The sequence below is a fragment of the Methylophilus sp. 14 genome (assembly GCF_015354345.1).
In the GTDB taxonomy this organism is placed as follows: Bacteria; Pseudomonadota; Gammaproteobacteria; order Burkholderiales; family Methylophilaceae; genus Methylophilus.
In genome coordinates this window covers 642,395-659,342 of sequence record NZ_JADKYS010000001.1, presented here as the reverse complement: position 1 = coordinate 659,342, position 16,948 = coordinate 642,395, and the positions used below count along the sequence as shown (strand labels likewise).

Annotated in this window: 19 protein-coding genes; 9 read left to right on the top strand and 10 right to left on the bottom strand. The window is 51.5% G+C overall.

Features of this window, described 5'->3' with window-relative positions:
* Positions 1 to 196: 196 nt before the first annotated feature.
* The 5 genes from INP78_RS03300 to panC form a co-directional block, all read right to left on the bottom strand.
* A complete protein-coding gene (locus INP78_RS03300) occupies positions 197 to 1,630 on the bottom strand; it encodes a deoxyribodipyrimidine photo-lyase (protein ID WP_194740752.1) in 1,434 nt (477 codons plus the stop codon).
* A 2-nt stretch (positions 1,631 to 1,632) separates the two neighbouring features.
* Complete coding sequence (gene rlmH, locus INP78_RS03295; protein WP_024929681.1) at positions 1,633 to 2,100, bottom strand: 23S rRNA (pseudouridine(1915)-N(3))-methyltransferase RlmH; 468 nt, start codon at positions 2,098 to 2,100, stop codon at positions 1,633 to 1,635.
* A gap of 21 nt (positions 2,101 to 2,121) precedes the next feature.
* Positions 2,122 to 2,493, bottom strand: coding sequence for a ribosome silencing factor (rsfS, locus tag INP78_RS03290; RefSeq protein WP_194740751.1), 372 nt, complete (start codon positions 2,491 to 2,493; stop codon positions 2,122 to 2,124).
* Positions 2,494 to 2,507: 14 nt separating this feature from the next.
* Positions 2,508 to 2,888: an aspartate 1-decarboxylase gene (gene panD, locus INP78_RS03285; protein WP_194740750.1), complete on the bottom strand. Its 381-nt coding sequence runs from the start codon at positions 2,886 to 2,888 to the stop codon at positions 2,508 to 2,510.
* A 104-nt stretch (positions 2,889 to 2,992) separates the two neighbouring features.
* Positions 2,993 to 3,847: a pantoate--beta-alanine ligase gene (panC, locus tag INP78_RS03280; RefSeq protein WP_194740749.1), complete on the bottom strand. Its 855-nt coding sequence runs from the start codon at positions 3,845 to 3,847 to the stop codon at positions 2,993 to 2,995.
* A 155-nt stretch (positions 3,848 to 4,002) separates the two neighbouring features.
* Here panC and mscL point away from each other — a divergent pair, with 155 nt between their 5' ends.
* Entirely contained in the window at positions 4,003 to 4,416 is a 414-nt protein-coding gene (gene mscL / locus INP78_RS03275; RefSeq protein ID WP_194740748.1) for a large conductance mechanosensitive channel protein MscL, read from the top strand.
* Positions 4,417 to 4,485: 69 nt separating this feature from the next.
* Here the strand turns inward: mscL and INP78_RS03270 are convergent, their stop codons facing one another.
* On the bottom strand, positions 4,486 to 4,881 hold the full coding sequence (locus tag INP78_RS03270) for a hypothetical protein (RefSeq protein WP_228522620.1): 396 nt from the start codon (positions 4,879 to 4,881) through the stop codon (positions 4,486 to 4,488).
* A 61-nt stretch (positions 4,882 to 4,942) separates the two neighbouring features.
* Positions 4,943 to 5,803: an HlyC/CorC family transporter gene (locus tag INP78_RS03265; protein WP_194740747.1), complete on the bottom strand. Its 861-nt coding sequence runs from the start codon at positions 5,801 to 5,803 to the stop codon at positions 4,943 to 4,945.
* A gap of 197 nt (positions 5,804 to 6,000) precedes the next feature.
* Between INP78_RS03265 and INP78_RS03260 the strand changes: the two genes are divergently transcribed.
* Entirely contained in the window at positions 6,001 to 9,657 is a 3,657-nt protein-coding gene (locus INP78_RS03260) for a DUF748 domain-containing protein (protein WP_194740746.1), read from the top strand.
* A gap of 72 nt (positions 9,658 to 9,729) precedes the next feature.
* Here INP78_RS03260 and INP78_RS03255 read toward each other — a convergent pair whose 3' ends face one another.
* From INP78_RS03255 to INP78_RS03245, 3 genes are all read right to left on the bottom strand, one after another.
* Positions 9,730 to 10,368 carry a site-2 protease family protein gene (locus tag INP78_RS03255; RefSeq protein WP_194740745.1) on the bottom strand — a complete coding sequence of 213 codons (639 nt, stop codon included), beginning with the start codon at positions 10,366 to 10,368 and terminating at the stop codon, positions 9,730 to 9,732.
* An 88-nt stretch (positions 10,369 to 10,456) separates the two neighbouring features.
* Positions 10,457 to 11,068, bottom strand: a complete 612-nt coding sequence (locus INP78_RS03250; protein ID WP_194740744.1) for an L-threonylcarbamoyladenylate synthase — start codon at positions 11,066 to 11,068, stop codon at positions 10,457 to 10,459.
* A gap of 15 nt (positions 11,069 to 11,083) precedes the next feature.
* Positions 11,084 to 11,941 carry a 3',5'-nucleoside bisphosphate phosphatase gene (locus INP78_RS03245; RefSeq protein ID WP_194740743.1) on the bottom strand — a complete coding sequence of 286 codons (858 nt, stop codon included), beginning with the start codon at positions 11,939 to 11,941 and terminating at the stop codon, positions 11,084 to 11,086.
* Between the two features lie 128 nt (positions 11,942 to 12,069).
* Between INP78_RS03245 and INP78_RS03240 the strand changes: the two genes are divergently transcribed.
* The 7 genes from INP78_RS03240 to INP78_RS03210 all read left to right on the top strand — a co-directional run bounded on the left by INP78_RS03240 (position 12,070) and on the right by INP78_RS03210 (position 16,916).
* Positions 12,070 to 12,615, top strand: coding sequence for a septation protein A (locus tag INP78_RS03240; protein WP_194740742.1), 546 nt, complete (start codon positions 12,070 to 12,072; stop codon positions 12,613 to 12,615).
* A 16-nt stretch (positions 12,616 to 12,631) separates the two neighbouring features.
* Positions 12,632 to 12,931: a YciI family protein gene (locus INP78_RS03235; protein ID WP_194740741.1), complete on the top strand. Its 300-nt coding sequence runs from the start codon at positions 12,632 to 12,634 to the stop codon at positions 12,929 to 12,931.
* Between the two features lies 1 nt (position 12,932).
* A complete protein-coding gene (locus INP78_RS03230; RefSeq protein WP_194740740.1) occupies positions 12,933 to 13,196 on the top strand; it encodes a BolA family transcriptional regulator in 264 nt (87 codons plus the stop codon).
* A 55-nt stretch (positions 13,197 to 13,251) separates the two neighbouring features.
* Positions 13,252 to 14,061, top strand: coding sequence for a peptidylprolyl isomerase (locus tag INP78_RS03225; protein WP_194740739.1), 810 nt, complete (start codon positions 13,252 to 13,254; stop codon positions 14,059 to 14,061).
* 167 nt (positions 14,062 to 14,228) lie between these two features.
* Positions 14,229 to 14,486 carry a FeoA family protein gene (locus tag INP78_RS03220; RefSeq protein ID WP_194740738.1) on the top strand — a complete coding sequence of 86 codons (258 nt, stop codon included), beginning with the start codon at positions 14,229 to 14,231 and terminating at the stop codon, positions 14,484 to 14,486.
* Positions 14,483 to 16,273 carry a ferrous iron transport protein B gene (feoB, locus tag INP78_RS03215; RefSeq protein WP_194740737.1) on the top strand — a complete coding sequence of 597 codons (1,791 nt, stop codon included), beginning with the start codon at positions 14,483 to 14,485 and terminating at the stop codon, positions 16,271 to 16,273. Before INP78_RS03220 ends, feoB begins: the two co-directional genes overlap by 4 nt.
* Positions 16,274 to 16,406: 133 nt before the next feature.
* The gene (locus tag INP78_RS03210) at positions 16,407 to 16,916 is read left to right on the top strand and encodes a PepSY domain-containing protein (RefSeq protein ID WP_194740736.1); all 510 of its coding nucleotides are present in this window, start codon (positions 16,407 to 16,409) and stop codon (positions 16,914 to 16,916) included.
* Positions 16,917 to 16,948 lie beyond the last annotated feature (32 nt).

The following is a 16,948-nucleotide window of genomic DNA, read 5'->3' as shown; positions in this document are numbered from 1 at the left end:
TCAAGCGCATTTAAATTGTTGTATCCCCAACAGTGCTTGCATGTGTGTCCTTCGCCAGGGCTTGTCATGACAGTTAACGGAACGCTCTTCTAAAAATTGAAGGGATGCTGGTTAAAAAATCATCGAATTGACCAAACCATTCTCGCTGCGGCCCAAGCTTGACACGCAGTCAAACGCATTTATTCTACATCAAATGTCATCTTTGCTTCACATTATTTTTGTATAAGTGCAGCGCCAATTCGCGCTGTTGCGCATGATCCACCACAGGGGCCGGGTAATCCCCCATTAACCCTTTGTCAAACAAGGATTTTTTACGGAATTTTTCTGCCCAGGGCGCATGAATCTGCTGGTCATCAAGCGCAGTTAATTCTGGCACATATTTACGGATAAATTTACCTTGCGGATCAAACTTTTCCGATTGCGATTGCGGGTTAAAAATCCTGAAATAAGGCTGTGCATCACAGCCGGTGGACGCCGCCCATTGCCAGCCGCCATTATTGGCCGCAAAGTCAAAATCAATGAGCTTCTGCTCAAAATAACGTTCGCCCCAGCGCCAGTCAATCAGCAGATCCTTGACCAGAAAGCTGGCCACCACCATGCGCAAACGGTTATGCATATACCCCGTTTGATTGAGCTGGCGCATGGCCGCATCAACAATCGGGAAGCCGGTGCGGCCTTCGCACCAGGCGGCAAACCAGCCAGCATCATTGGGGAAAGGTAGCGCTTCATACTCCGGTTTATAAGACCTGCCTTGTTGCAGGTCTGGCCGATGGAACAAAATCTGGAAATAAAAATCACGCCAGATCAACTCACTCAACCAGATGGCGGCGCCTTCATTCCCGGCCAACGATAACTGCCAGGCCGCATGGGCTAACTGGCGAATAGAAATGGTGCCGAAACGCAAATGCACCGAGAGGTAAGACACGCCCTTCACGGCCGGATAATTGCGCGCCTCATGATACTGGTCGATACGCTGCAAAAAGTCGTCAAATAACTGCTGCGCCCCCACCATGCCAGTCGGCAGGCGCAACTCGGCAAGATTGGTACGCTGAAAACCGAGTGACTCCAAGGCTGGCATGGGCTGCGGCGTGACCGCGGCCAGGTGATGCAGATATTTTTTGACCGGGTAAGCCTTGAGGTAAAACGCGTTCAATTTGGCCAAATGCGCATTTTTATAAGGCGTGAACACCCCATACGGCTTGCCAGTTTGCGTCATGACCTCATCTTGTTCAAACAGCACCTGGTCTTTGAACAAATGTAACGTTTGACCATGACGCAACAGCGCCTGGCCCACGGCTTCGTCACGGGCAATCGCGACTGGTTCGTAGTCTTTATTGGCATACACCGCAGTCACATTGAGCGCGACGGCCAGGGCTGGAATCTCTGACTGTGCACGGCCATGCAACACCACGAGATCGCTACCTTGCGCTTGCAATGACTGCTTGAGTGCCCGCACGCTTTCCCAGATAAACTCAACCCGGCGGTCTTGCTTGTCAGTCAATGCATCGAGAATATCCGTATCAAAGACAAAAGCGACATAAACTTGCGTATGCCGCTTCAAAGCGTGATATAGCGCAGCATGATCATCATCACGCAGGTCGCGGCGTAGCCAGACCAGGGCACTAGACATGATTACTCCCGGTGATAAGGATGACCGCTGAGCACGGTATGCGCACGGTAAAGTTGCTCGGCGAGCATCACTCGCACCATGCCATGCGGCATGGTCAGTTTAGATAGGCTAAACAACCACTGCGCCTGAGTTTTGAGCTGCGCATGCAAGCCATCTGCGCCGCCAACGACCAGCGACACATCACGCCCCATTTCCTGCCAGCTTTTTAGCTTCTCGGCCAGTTGCAAGGTCGTCACCGCTTGCCCACGTTCGTCCAGTGCCACCAGGTAATCTTTACCAGCAACTTCAAGAATGCGCTTGGCCTCTGCTTCTTGCACCACCTCGCTGTTTTTACCAGCAGCGCGTTTATCAGGCTTGATTTCGATGATGCGGGTTTCGAGCTCGCGTGGCATGCGCTTTAAATATTCTGCGCAGGCCGTTTCAACCCAGTCGGGCATTTTATGGCCGACCGAGATGATATTCAGCTTCATATCAGGAGAGAGATAGGGTTTTTAGGCTGCAGAAGCTGCGCGGCGGGTTTGCGACTCGCTCCACAGCTGTTCGATGTTGTAGTAAGCGCGCGTTGCCGGAACCATCACATGGACAACGATATCGCCCAGGTCCACCAACACCCACTCGCCCTCTTTTTCGCCCTCTACGCCACGTGCATCCAGGCCTTTTTCTTTCAGCTTTTCGCGCACGTTATCGGCAATCGCCTTGCACTGGCGGGTGGAGTTACCACTGGCGACGATCATGTAACTGGTGACCGCGGTCATATGACGCACGTCCATCACCGTGATATCAAAGGCTTTAATATCTTCCAGCGCGTCAACAACGGCCAGCTTCATGTCCTCCAGGGACAATACATCAATGTTAGGTTGCATAGGGGTACTCAAAATCAGGCAGCTTGCGCAGGGATATGGTTTTTCTGTTCGACGATGCGGTTTTGCGCATCGACATACACCAGTTGCGGATGGTAATTGGTCAATTCAGCTTCGGTATATTGCGAATAGCTGGCAATAATAATCAGATCATCAGGGTCGGCTTTATGCGCCGCTGCACCATTCACCGAAATCACGCCAGAGTGGCGCTCGGCACGAATGGCATAAGTTGTGAAACGCTCACCATTGTTGATGTTGTAAATCTGGATCTGCTCATATTCGTGAATATTGGCGGCCTCCAGCAAGGCTTCATCAATCGCACAGCTGCCTTCATAATGCAGCTCGCTATGCGTCACACGCACCCGATGCAGCTTGGATTTCAACATGGTTCTTTGCATTGCGTCCCTTAGCTCGAACTCCCGCTCGCGCGGAAAAGGTCGTAATTATAAAGTTATCAATGGCTTAGCGCAAAATAAATTTATAAAAAATGCCTTCAATCTCGCTATGCACTGACTTCACAATTATCAATCAGCCGTGTCTTACCCAACCTGGCTGCCGCCAGTATCACCCAGTCGCTGGCCTGCGCATCCGGCAAGGTCAGTGACTGTTGACGCCTGATCTCTACATAATCTACCTGCCAGCCCTGCTGCTTCAGCATTAAACAGGCTTGCTCGCGCAAAGCAGCATAGTCGCGGCGACCAGACAATAACGCCTGTTTGATACTTTGCAACTGCTGGTTTAACTGCGCGGCCTGAGTTTTTTCCGCTGCTGTCAAATAGCCATTTCTGGAGCTCATGGCCAGGCCGGAAGACTCGCGTGCCGTTTCCCCGGCAATAATTTCAATCCCAAAATTGAGTTGCCGCACCAAGGCACGTATCACCATCAGCTGCTGGTAGTCTTTTTTGCCAAACACCGCCACTTGCGGCTGCACCATATGAAACAATTTGGCGACCACGGTGGCGACACCGGCAAAATGGCCAGGACGACTAGCACCACATAAATCATCAGCCAACGGTGGCGGTTGAATCACCATCTCCTGATGCAAAGACTGACCATCAAAATCCGGATACATTTCTTCCACGGCGGGCGCAAACACCACATCAGCGCCCACGGCCTGCAACTTCTCGCAGTCAGACTGCAAGGTGCGCGGATAACTGCCAAAGTCCTCATTCGCCCCAAATTGCAGCGGGTTCACAAAGATACTGACCACGACCAAGTCAGCATGGTTCTTGGCCAGCGTTACCAGTTGGCAATGCCCGGCGTGCAAATTACCCATGGTCGGCACAAAGCCAACCCGTTGGTCAGCACGGCTGGCTAAAAAAGCGCGCAATTCGCGCAAGGTGTGAAACAACTGCATGGATAACGGGTTCGCCTTCAAAAACGGGATACCGGCAATATATCACAGCCCGCGTAGCGTCATCGCGACTGGCGGCACAGTGATTGACAAGCGGCGAAGGCAACGCCTATAGTCACATTTGCAAGTTTCTACAAATATTAACGCGGGAGTGAAGTATGAGTGTGATGTCTGAGTTTAAGCAGTTTGCGCTGAAAGGCAATGTCATGGATCTGGCAGTCGGTGTCATCATCGGCGGTGCCTTTGGCAAAATCGTTGATTCCATGGTCAACGACATTATCATGCCGGTCATCGGCAGAATTTTTGGCGGCTTTGATTTCAGTAATTTGTACGTGCCACTCAACGGCCAGTCGGCTGACCTCGCCCTGGCGGAAGCCAAAAAACTGGGCGCGGTGCTGGCTTACGGCAACTTCGTCACCATTGTGCTTAACTTTATCATCCTGGCCTTTATCATTTTCCAGATGGTTAAATTCATGAACAGCCTGAAACAGGCAGAACCGCCTCCAGCGCCAGCTGCGACACCAGAAGACATTGTCTTGTTGCGTGAAATCCGTGACAGCCTGAAAAAATAATTTTTGGGTGATGTGTACATGACAAAGGGCGCCTCGGCGCCCTTTGTTTTTAAATCTGTGATTTAACGCTTATAAATCCGCCGGATTAGGCTGCACCTCATACGTCTGGCCTGAGCTCGCATCAGAACCATCATTATTCAGGAACACCACCACGCTGACCTGGTCATCAATAATATCCAGCTCTGTCGTCGGATAATACGCCCCGGCGCCATCTTTATTGATATTGTGATAATGCCAGATAGAGGCCACCACGCGTCCGCTATCCTTTAACTTCACATCTTCAGCGCGCGCGGGCTCGCCTAACATCTCTACTAACTGCGCGCGATTTAATTTACCCACCGCATCAACAAAACTCTGCTCATCTTCAGGCAACTTACCTACCGCAGTGCCTGCCAAGGCAACTCCACTTAAAGACAATAATGCAACAGCCACTACTCCGTTCAACCAGGTTTGTGCTTTCATCATGACTCTCCTTTAATCAGAAACTCAGGCAATTAAAACAACAATAGGTTCCAACACGGCAAGGCTACACAGACTCGATCGGGTAAACCTCTTCCGGCAATTGCTCGACCAGCAATACATGCACTCGGCGACTATCGGCGTGCACCACGGTGACACTTAAGTTATCAATACGGATATGCTCGCCACGCTTGGGTAAATGGCCGAAGTGATTCACCACCAGGCCACCGACGGTAGAAAACTCTTCATCGCTAAACGCAGTGCCTATCGCTTCGTTAAATTCAGGAATCTCCGTCAAGGCCTTGACGCGATATTTGCCTGGCGCTTGAAAAATGATGTTGCTTTCATCTTCGTCATCATCGTATTCATCCTCGATGTCACCGACAATCTGCTCGAGCACATCTTCAATGGTGACCATGCCTGCCACGCCACCGTACTCATCCACCACAATGGCAATATGGTTACGGTTGCTGCGGAATTCCTTTAACAAGACATTCAGGCGCTTGGATTCTGGGATAAACACGGCCGGGCGCAACATATCGCGCAACTCGAACGACTCACTGGCGTAATAGCGCAACAGGTCTTTGGCCAGCAAAATGCCAATCACATCGTTTTTATTATCTTCAATAACCGGGAAACGGGAGTGCGCCGTTTCGATGACGAACGGCAAAAAGCTTTCTGGCGGTTGGGCAATATCAATGACGTCCATTTGCGAACGCGGGATCATGATGTCCCTGACCTGCATTTCACTGACCTGCAGGACACCTTCAATCATAGCGAGCGAATCGCTATCCATCAGGTGATTTTCATAAGCCCCGTGCAGCAACTCAACCAGTTGCTCCCTGTCTTCCGGCTCACGCAGAAGAAAGTGACTTAATCGTTCTAAAAGAGAGGGTTTGTGTGACAACTTATCCGGCTCTGAAGCCATAGTTACTGCTGAAAACAGCATCCTGTATAACGCGTTAACTTAAGCATACATGAAAACGGATGCCGATGTCACCTTCATGCCATGGGTTGTTTGACTTATTCAAGGCCACCACTGGCGCTGTATGACAGACAAAGATTTGTCACTTTCCGGTGTCAACAAACGCTATAAAAGATTTAAATTCTGCTAAATTAACACTTATGTTGAATCGTCTACCGCCCTCTTTACGCCCCTTGTTGCAGTCACTCGCCTTTAAGGTAGTTGCCGGACTGCTTGTCTTTTACTTTGTGTTTGCCTGGCTGGCCATCAATCCACTGGCAAAATGGCTGCTGCCGTGGGTGGCAGAAAGCCAGCTGGCCAGTCAAGCCAGCGTAGAAAAGGTGACTTTTGATCCATTGCGGCTGACCACCACGATTGAAAAACTGGCACTGACTGACAAACATGGTGCGCCCTTGGCGTCGTTTGACCGGCTGGTAGTCGACCTTGAAACCAGCGGCCTGTTTAACTGGGCCTGGAAACTCAAGCAGATTACGCTGACCGCACCGCGCGTCAATGTGCATATTTCCAAACAGGGTCGTCTTAACTGGGCAGACCTGATTGCCAAACTGAATGAAGATCCATCGCCACCGAGCCCTGACCTGCCGCGCGTGATCATTGAAAACATCGCCATCAGTCAGGGCAATATTGATTATGAGGATGCGCAGCACGCCACCCCATTACGGGCCTCGCTCAAACCGCTGGATTTTGAACTGGAAGGTTTCTCCACCCTGCCTAAAGACCGCGGTGATTACCTGATTGCTGCCAAATTGCCATATCAGGGCGCGACGATTAAATGGAAAGGTAATTTCGGCGTCAACCCGCTGGCCTCACAAGGCGCACTGGCGATTGAAGGCTTGCAAATCGCCAAACTCATGCAATGGGTAGATAAAGCTAGCCTGCCGCTGCAAGTGGAGGCAGGCACCTTTGCCAGCCAGTTTAACTATGATTTTTCTGTGCCAAATCAACAACCAAAACTGCTGGTCAACGATGCAACACTGCACATAAACGACCTGGCAGGCGCACTGGCCCAAGGGGATAAACTCGCATTTGCGCAATTGGCGGTCACCGCCAAACATCTGGCGCTCAACCAACAAAAACAGTTATTGATCACCACGCAAAACATCGCCGTGCAGTTGGATCAACTCAGCTGGCACAAACCACAAGCAGACATTGCCATCGCCAATAGCAGCCTGACCTTACCCAAGCTAACGTTCACGCAGGACAAACAGGCACAGCTCCAGTTTGATAACCTGAACCTGAATATCCAGCAAGTACAGCTACAACAAGCGCAAAAAACACTATTTACGCTGCCAGAGCTAGCCATTGAAAACGTCAGCCTCAACTTGGCCGACCGCCAGGCCAATGTAGCGCGCATCTTGTTAAACAAAGGGCAGCTATCCGCCGCCCAAACGGCTGCCGGACTGGATTGGCAGCGCGCCTTTGCCGCTCCAGCAGAGACAATAACGGCAAACACCGATGCCCCGGCTGTGGCAGATGAAAAAGCCAGTGAGCCTTTTCACTTTGCGATTGCTGAGATTGCCTTGGCGCATTGGCAACTGAGCTATGCCGACCAGCAGTTCGCCAAGCCCTTGCAAGCGACAGTGGGTGATTTCAACTTACAACTGGCTGTCGATAATGCATCCGGCCTGGCGCTCAAAGACCTGCAACTGGAAGCCACACAACTGAGTCTGCAAGCCGATAAAAAACCAGCTGCACAATTAGCCAGGGTTGCCGTGAACAATGCGCAATTAGCGCTAGACCAGCAAAAAGTGGAGATTGCTGCGATTCAATTGCAAGGACTTAAAACAGCCGTTATCAGGCAAGCGGATCAACACCTGAACTGGCAAACCATACTGACGCCAAGCGCCAGCGCAAATAAAAATGGCGCAGACAAAAACAGCACAGCAGTTGCATCCAGCAAGCCGTCTGCCACGTCCACAAAACCCTGGGCTTACGCCGTGAAACGCTTGGCCTTACAACAGGCAGAGATTCATATCGAGGATCAATCGACGCCAACACCAGTTGTGCTGGATGTGCTGGATGCTAGCGTGGAAGCAACCGATCTGAGCCAGAACATGGCCCGCTTGCTGCCGGTGAAAGCCGGATTCAAGGTCAAACAAGGCGGCCAGTTTAACCTGCAAGGCAAACTGGCAGCAGCGCCGTTTAAAACCGAGCTGCAATGCACATTGACTGACCTGGCGCTGAAACCCTTTGCGCCTTATATCCAGCAAGCCGCGCTGCTGCAACTGGAGAGTGGCGCTGCCAGCCTACAAGGTAAGTTACAACAAACCAGCAATGGTGAAACCAGGTTCAACGGTGGATTTAGTGTTAACCAGCTATCCATCCTGGAAGAAGGCAGTCAACAACCGTTTTTACGCTGGGAAAAACTGCAGGGCGATGGCCTGGCACTGTCGCTGGCACCGAATAAACTGCAATTAAGCACACTCACGCTGAGCAAACCGCAAAGCAAATTCATCATTTACCCCGACCGCAGCCTGAATATCACCAAGGTCATGCGCACGACTACCCCCGCTGCTAGTGATGCCCCAGCAGCGGCCTCTACGCCTGCAAGCGCACCAGTCGCTGCAAGCAAACCCACAGCAACAACGGCCAGCAATAGTAATGACTTTCCGGTGGCCATAGACACCGTACGTATCAATAACGCCGAGCTGGAGTTTGCCGATTTGTCATTGCCACAGCCCTTTGGCACCCATATCCACACACTGGGCGGCGTCATCAATGGCATTTCCAGCAATCCCTCCGCGACGGCACAAGTCGAGCTGGACGGCAAGGTTGACGACTATGGCGCAGCACGTATCCGGGGCGCACTACAGCCATTCAAGGCAACCGAGTTCACTGATCTTAAAGTCGCATTTACCAATCTGGAAATGAACCGCCTGACGCCTTACTCAGGGAAGTTTGCCGGACGCCGCATTGAATCTGGCAAGCTGTCCGTGGATCTGGGCTATAAGATCAAGCAACGTGTGCTAGCGGGTGAAAACAAGTTTGTCATTCACAAACTGACACTGGGCGAGCGCGTCGACAGCAAGGATGCCCCTAACCTGCCGCTGGACCTAGCCATTGCCATCCTCGAAGACAGTGATGGCGTCATAGACCTAGACCTGCCAGTGAGCGGTAGCCTAGATGATCCCAAATTCAGCATCGGTGGTATTGTCTGGAAAGCATTTACCAACGTGCTGACCAAAATTGTGACCGCGCCATTCAGCGCATTGGGCAAACTGTTTGGCGGCAGTGAAAAACTGGAAGCCATTGTGTTTGACCCGGGCAATGCCACAATTTCACCACCGGAACTGGAGAAACTGCACTCGGTGAGCACTGCACTGGCAAAACGCCAGCAACTCAAACTGGGCATTGTGCCTGGCTATGATGTGGCCACAGACACGCGTGCGATTCAAGAAGCCAGTTTGCGCAAACAAGTGGCGGAAGAAGTAGGTGTGCGCCTGGAGCCGGGACAGGCGCCAGGGCCGATAGACTTGAACAACCCCAAAGTGCAGTCTGCGATACAAACATTGCACGACAAGCTCACCAATAAAGGCTTGCTCAAGCGACTGGCCGCCAAACTGGAAAAAGCACCTGAAGGCTTTTACGCACAGGCACAGGAAACGCTCACCACCAGCATCCAGGTCACTGATGCTGACTTGCAAACACTGGCCAAGACGCGGGCTGATGCCATCCAGAAAGCATTACTGGCCGCTGGCGTCAGTACCGAACGGGTTTCCATCACCGTTCCGGCGACGGTGAAAGCAGACCGTGATCACGTGCCCACAAAACTGACGCTAGACGCCATTAAACACTAACTGCAAATAGCATGAAGCCGCTGATTCAGCGGCTTCATGATTACATCAGTAGAATGACATTACTCAGTACAGTTACATGACCAGCACCGTCAATAATTGCTGAAAGAACCTGAGTACTGGCGATAATAAAATACCCAGAATGCCGGTAAATAACAGGGCAATCAGAATCAGCATGCCGTAACGCTCAATTTGCGCAAACTTGATCGCGGCCTGCATGGGTAAAAGGCTGACGGCAATACGGCCACCATCCAAAGGTGGCAACGGGAACAAATTCAACACCAGCAACACCAAGTTAATCTGGATGCCCGCCAGGCTCATTTGCGCCAAAAAGGCCTGTGCAGATTCCGGAAACAAAGCAATACGCGCCAGCACCAATCCCCACACAATCGCCATGGCAAAATTAGACGCCGGGCCAGCCAACGCCACCCACAACATATCCTGCTTTGGACGACGTAATTGGCCAAAGTTGACCGGCACCGGCTTTGCCCAGCCGAACAGCACCCCGCCCAAGATGATACTGAGGGCTGGCAGCAAAATCGTGCCAATGGGGTCTATATGCTTGAATGGATTGAGGGTAATCCTGCCCATGCGCTCGGCAGTGAGGTCGCCAAAAAACTTGGCCGCATAACCATGCGCAGCCTCATGCACCGTAATTGCAAACAGGATGGGTAAGGCATAAGCGGCGATTTTCTGTACAACGGTGAGTTCCATGTAATACTTCCAGCTAAAGTCAACACTCTGCAGCAGAGTCTAAGAATCTTAAAGATGCGATCAAAAGGTGCGGTCAAATGCTGCCACATCAAGGCCATGGCGCCACACCGGCACGCACTAACTCCGGCGGGTCTTGCGTCAGATCCACCACTGTCGTGGCGCCCACATGCACGATATCACTGTCGATCACGGCGTCAATCTGGTGTTCCAGTGCCTCACGAATCTCCCAACCAACCGACATCGGCGCCTCATCTCCGGGCAGTTGCAGGGTCATACTGAGCAAGGGCGAATCCAGCGCCTCAAGTAAAGCCTGCGTGACCACATGCTTGGGCACACGCAAGCCTATGGTACTGCGTTTGGGATGCTGCAGGCGGCGCGGCACTTCGCGGCTGGCTTCGAGCAAAAAAGTATAAGCGCCCGGCGTCATCGCCTTGAGCAAACGAAACTGGCTGTTATTCACTTTGGCGTAGGTGCCAATCTCAGCCAGGTCACGGCAAATCAGGGTAAACGGATGCTCATCGTCCACACCACGCAAGCGACGGATACGGGTTTGCGCATCCTTGAACTCCATCAGGCACACCAGGGCATAACTAGAGTCGGTAGGACAGGCCAGCACCCCGCCCTGCTTTAATAGCTGCGCAGCTTGCTGGATCAAACGGCTTTGCGGGTTTTCCGCATGAATCACAAAATACTGTGCCATAACGTTGAGTAGATGTTAACTCGCTTGCAACTGGCTGGCCTCAGGCCAGTCCTGCCATACCGGCACACACCCGGCTGGCAACGCAGGCAAACGCCCCATATCCATATAAGACATACCCGGGCCGTGGTAATCAGATCCTTGCGAGGCTTTTAAATCAAAACGATGCGCAAGCTTGGCGAATTGCTCATACTGCGGCGGCTGGTGACTACCGGTGACGACTTCAATCGCGGCACCACCCAGGTCTCTAAACTCGTTAAGCAACAAATGCATGTTCACGAAACCCAAGTCATAGCGGCCAGGATGCGCCAATACCGCGACGCCACCACTGTCACGAATCAGCTGCATGGCCTCTTCCAGGCTCATCCACTCATGATTGACATAGCCAGGCTTGCCTTTGACCATATACTTTTTAAACACTGACTTGACGTTTTTGGCATGGCCGCGCTTCACCATAAACTGGGCAAAATGGCTACGTGTCATCACACTGTTACCCGAAAACTCACGCGCACCTTCATAAGCATCGGCGATACCCGCCTTGGCGAGGCCATCAGCAATCTGCCTAGCGCGGGCATCCCGCCCTTGGCGCACGGTAGCAAACGCGGCTAACAAGCCAGCATGCCGCGGGTTCACGCGTAAGCCCACCACATGCAGGGTCCGTTTTCGCCAAGTCACCGAAATCTCGACGCCATCAATAAAACAGATGCCTTGTTGCTCAGCCGCCGCCCGCGCACGCGCCAGCCCGCCTACTTCATCATGATCAGTCAGCGCCAATACTCGCACGCCCTTGCTCGCGGCATGCGCAACCAGTTCTTCAGGCGAGAGTAAGCCATCAGACATGGTTGAGTGACAATGTAAATCAATGGGGACAGACATGATGAATATGGGCGCGCCGTTTGAATAAAAAATGGGGAAGCCAAAGCGACTAACTTTACATTTTGACAGAAATCATAGCAAAATAGTGCCCTCACAGATAGCAGGAATTCAGTCGCCTGAAGCCAGTCATGCAAGTCATTACCGATTTACTCCCCGTCATTCTCTTTTTTATTGCCTATAAAAAAGCAGGCATTTTTACTGCAACGGCGGTCGCCATGATCAGCACCCTGGTGCTGATGCTGATACTCTGGATCAAGCGCGGCAAGATAGACAAAATGCTGGTGATCAACGGTGCCGTGATTACGGTGCTCGGTGGCATCACGCTACTGCTGCATGACAAAACCTATATTATGTGGAAGCCCACCGCCATTTACTGGATAGGCGCCGTGGTCTTGCTATTCAGCCGCTACGCCCTCAAGCGCAACCTGATCGAAAACATGCTGGGCAAAATGATGGCACCGCCACTGGCCATCTGGGACCGATTAAACCTGTGCTGGATTGCCTTCCTGATAGGCATGGGCACCCTTAACCTTTATGTAGCCTTTCACTTCAGCGAGGATGACTGGGTCAATTTCAAACTGTTTGGCGCCACCAGCCTGATGTTTATCTTTATTATTGTGCAGGTGTTTGCCTTAAAAGATCACTGGATTGAACAAAACACGCCTTCTGCCTGACTAAGAGACAACGACCATGCTTTACATGATTTACGCCCAAGATACCGCTAACAGCTTGCCGCTGCGACTGGAACATCGTCCGCCACACCTGGCGCGCTTGCAACAGTTGCAAAATGAAGGGCGCTTGCTGCTCGCAGGTCCTTTGCCCGCCATTGACAGCGTAGACCCAGGTGCAGCCGGATTCAGCGGCAGCCTGATTGTGGCAGAATTCGATTCTTTACAGGCGGCCACCGACTGGGCCAACGATGATCCATTTGTACACGCAGGTGTCTATGGCCAGGTAGAAGTCAAACCCTTTAGAAAGACATTGCCGTAACATGTTAAAAGCAGAAATCGAGCAACGTTTGCAGGCGCTGGCACCCTCGCAACTTGAGATACAGGACGACAGTGACCTGCATCGCGGACATGCAGGTAATAGCGGCGGCGGGCATTTCACGCTCAAGGTAAAAAGCTCGCTATTTTCAGGAAAATCACAGATAATGCGGCATCGCATGGTCTATCAATGCTTGCAAGATTTAATGCCTCATCGCATACACGCGCTCAGTATTAAGGCCTTTTCGACTGATGAGTCATTTATTTGAAACATTCCTGTTTTTTAATATCGCACCAATTCAAATCGTTATATAAGGATATTGCATGAAATTTTTGAAAGTAATGTTGGCGATTGCTTGCTTAAGCGCACTGCCACATGTATACGCGGCGGATGCCGATGCCGTTGCTACGGTCAACGGCAAACCGATTAAAAAGACCTGGGTAGACTTTATTTTGCGCGATGCTGAAGCACGTACCGGCCAAAAGGCCAACGACGGCATGAAAGCAGCCGTTGTGAACGAGCTGGTTGGTTCCGAATTGGCTTACCAGGAAGCGCAAAAAGCGGGCATCGATAAGTTGCCTGACTTCATCGCAAGCGAAGAACTGGCACGCCGTAAATTGCTGGTAAATGCATTCCTGGCTGACTTCATCAAGAAAAACCCAGTCACCGATGCCGAGAAAAAAGAAGGTTACGAGCAGTACAAAAAAGAACTGGGCGACAAAGAATACAATGCGCGCCACATTCTGGTAAAAACTGAAGCAGAAGCCAAAGCGATTATTGCTGACCTGAAAAAAGGCACGGACTTTGCGAAAATCGCTAAAGAAAAATCACAAGATCCAGGCTCTAAAGACAAAGGTGGCGATCTGGGCTGGTTCTCTCCAGCTGGCATGGTGCGCCCATTTGCGGATGCACTGGTTGGCCTGAAAAAAGGTGAAACCACGCCTGAGCCAGTACAGTCGCAATTTGGCTGGCACGTGATCAAACTGGTAGATACCCGCGCATTGCAAGCACCGCCGTACGAAAAAGTACAAGAAGGCATTGAGCGTACACTGCAACAACGCAAGCTGGAAAAATACATGCTGGGTCTGAAAGACAAAGCGAAAATCGATGTCAGCGGCGTTGAGAAGAAGTAAGTCGCCAAGAAATAACGCAGTTTCACCCAATAAAAAGCCAGTCTAGACTGGCTTTTTTATTGGCCATCAATTATACCAGCCCAATATGGCCAGCCATCCGGTCGATACAGAACCATTCCTTTGCCTGCTGATCTGAGATAAAATCAAGAATTATTCTCATTTGTAATATGCACATGCATCTTGACGCTCTCAAACCCGGCCAGTCTGCCATCATTGACCGCATTCATGCCGAGCAAGCCTTATCGCAACGCCTGAGCGCCCTGGGCTTCCGGTCTGGCAAACAATTGGAGGTCATCCGCCAGGCAGCCTTTAATGGCCCGTTACATGTGCGTATCGGCTCGACAGACGTCATTATCCGCCTGCAGGATGCCAAAGCCATCCATGTGCACCTTCTCGCCAACCAGACAGAATCCATCACTGCATGAAACGTGTTGCCCTGCTCGGAATGCCCAACACGGGCAAATCCACCCTGTTCAATCGCTTAAGCGGCGCTTCGGCGCGTGTCGGCAACTGGCCTGGCATTACGGTAGATTTAATGAGCGCCAAGATTTTACTGGGCGGCCATATTGCTGAACTGGTTGACTTGCCAGGCCTGTATGACTTGCATGGTTTTTCTGATGACGAACACGTCGTCAGGCACTTTTTAAGCCATCATGCGATAGATTTGGTGCTGATCATCCTCAACAGCGCGCAAATTGACCGTCAATTATCGCTGGCATTGCAAATTCGCGCCCTGGGACTCCCCGCCGTGTTGCTGCTCAATATGGAAGATGAAGCCAAGCGCGCAGGCATCACCATTGATGCGCAAGCCATGAGCAAACAACTAGGCATGCCCGTGCGCACCATCAGCGCCAAATACGGCCAGGGCTGCCCTGAAGCGCTGCAACTGGCGGCACAGACCTTATTGCAACAGCCCAACCTGGTGACACCTGAAACCATCGCTGGCAAGCTGGAGATGGACAATGCCATCGAGCAGGAAATGCACCAGATCATTGACCGTACCGTGCATTTTCCACTGCAGCTCAATCACAGCCTGACCGACCGGCTGGACAAGGTGTTGCTGCATCCATGGCTGGGGCTGCCACTGTTCCTGCTCTCAGTGTTTATGCTGTTCCAGTTTATCTTTACCGTGGGCGCGCCGCTGCAAGAAGGCATGGCCTGGCTGTTTGACAGCCTGCGAAGCGAGTTGCTGGAACCGGCACTGGCCAGTTTGCCCAGCTGGTTGAATGGTTTGTTACTGGACGGCCTGTATACCGGCTTTAGCACGGTAGCTGCCTTTGTGCCGATTATTGTGCTGTTCTTCCTGGTCATGAGCATGGTGGAAGATAGCGGTTATTTATCACGTGCGGCTTTTCTTATGGATACACTGATGGCAAAAATGGGCCTGGATGGCCGTGGCTTTGTCATGATGCTGATGGGCTTTGGCTGCAACGTGCCTGCCTTGATGGGCACACGCGTCATGCGTAGCCGCCCCATGCGTTTGCTGACCATGCTCACGATTCCCTTATCGCTATGTTCCGCGCGGCTACAGGTATTCCTGTTTATTATTGCCATTTTGTTCCCGCCGTCACAGGCGGCCTTGGTGCTGTTCTCGCTCTACATGGTGAGCTTCGCAACCATCTTTATCACGGCCATCCTGTTCAAAGGCAAGTTTGCCAGCCGTGAGCCGTTTGTGCTTGAGTTACCGCCCTACCGCTTCCCGACGCCGCAGCAAATCTGGATGCGTGGCTGGCAAGAGGTGAAACACTTCCTGGCGCGTGCCACTAAATTTATTGTGATTGGTGTAGTCATGGTCTGGCTGCTGACACACCTGCCGACGACCGCGGTGCCTGCCAGCCCAGAAACATGGGCAGGTAGCATAGGCCGCTTCTTCTCGCCCGTGCTGGATCCGATCGGGATTGATACCGAATTGGCGATTGCCCTGATTTTTGGGTTTGTCGCCAAAGAAATCGTCGTCGGCTCGCTGGCAGTGATTTACGGCTTACAGGGCGACGCCCTTAGCCATCAAATCGCCAGCAATATCGACTGGGTGCAAGGCATGAGTTTTATGTTGTTCACGCTGATTTATACGCCTTGCCTGTCTACCATTGCCACGCTCAAATCCGAAAGCAAGAGCAGTGGCTTTATGTGGCTATCGCTCGCCTGGTCACTGGGGCTGGCGTGGGTCATCAGCTTCCTGTTTTACCAGAGCGCCCGCGCACTGGGTTATTGAATGACATTTTTTGTTGCCTAAATCCAAAATTGCCACAACAAGTTGTTTGATTTAGATGAATACACCCTGACAGGGAAGTTGTAATATATGCAACGGTGAATTTTTCACTCGAACAATCAAGGAGATGTCTGTCATGAATAAAACATTAGTGATTGCAACAGTAGCTGCATTGTTTAGTCTTTCTGCTTACGCAGGTCAACACAGCCACAATGGCCCAATGGAAAAATGCATGAAAGCGGCATTGGCCAAACATCCAGGCAAAGTGGTTTCGCTGGAAGCAGAAATTGAAAAGGGCCGTGGCCCAATTTACGAATTCGACATTGTCGGCACAGACGGCAAAGAGTGGGAGGTCGAATGTGATGCCAAAACCGGCAAGGTTTTTGAAGAGGAAATCGATGTTGACCCTAATAGCGACGAATTCAAGTCCAAAGCCAAAGTCACCATGGAACAAGCCAAAAAAACAGCTTTGGACAAATATCCAGGTGAAGTGGAAAGCATAGAGTACGAACTGGAAAATGGTAACCCGGTGTACGAGTTTGATATTAAACAGGCTAACGGCAAAGAAGTCGAAGTGGAAGTCGACGCAGTGACTGGCAAAATCGGTGAAACCGAAGAAGAAGTGTACGAAATCGGCAAAGACTAAGCCGTTAATCTGTATCTACTGTCAACACAGCC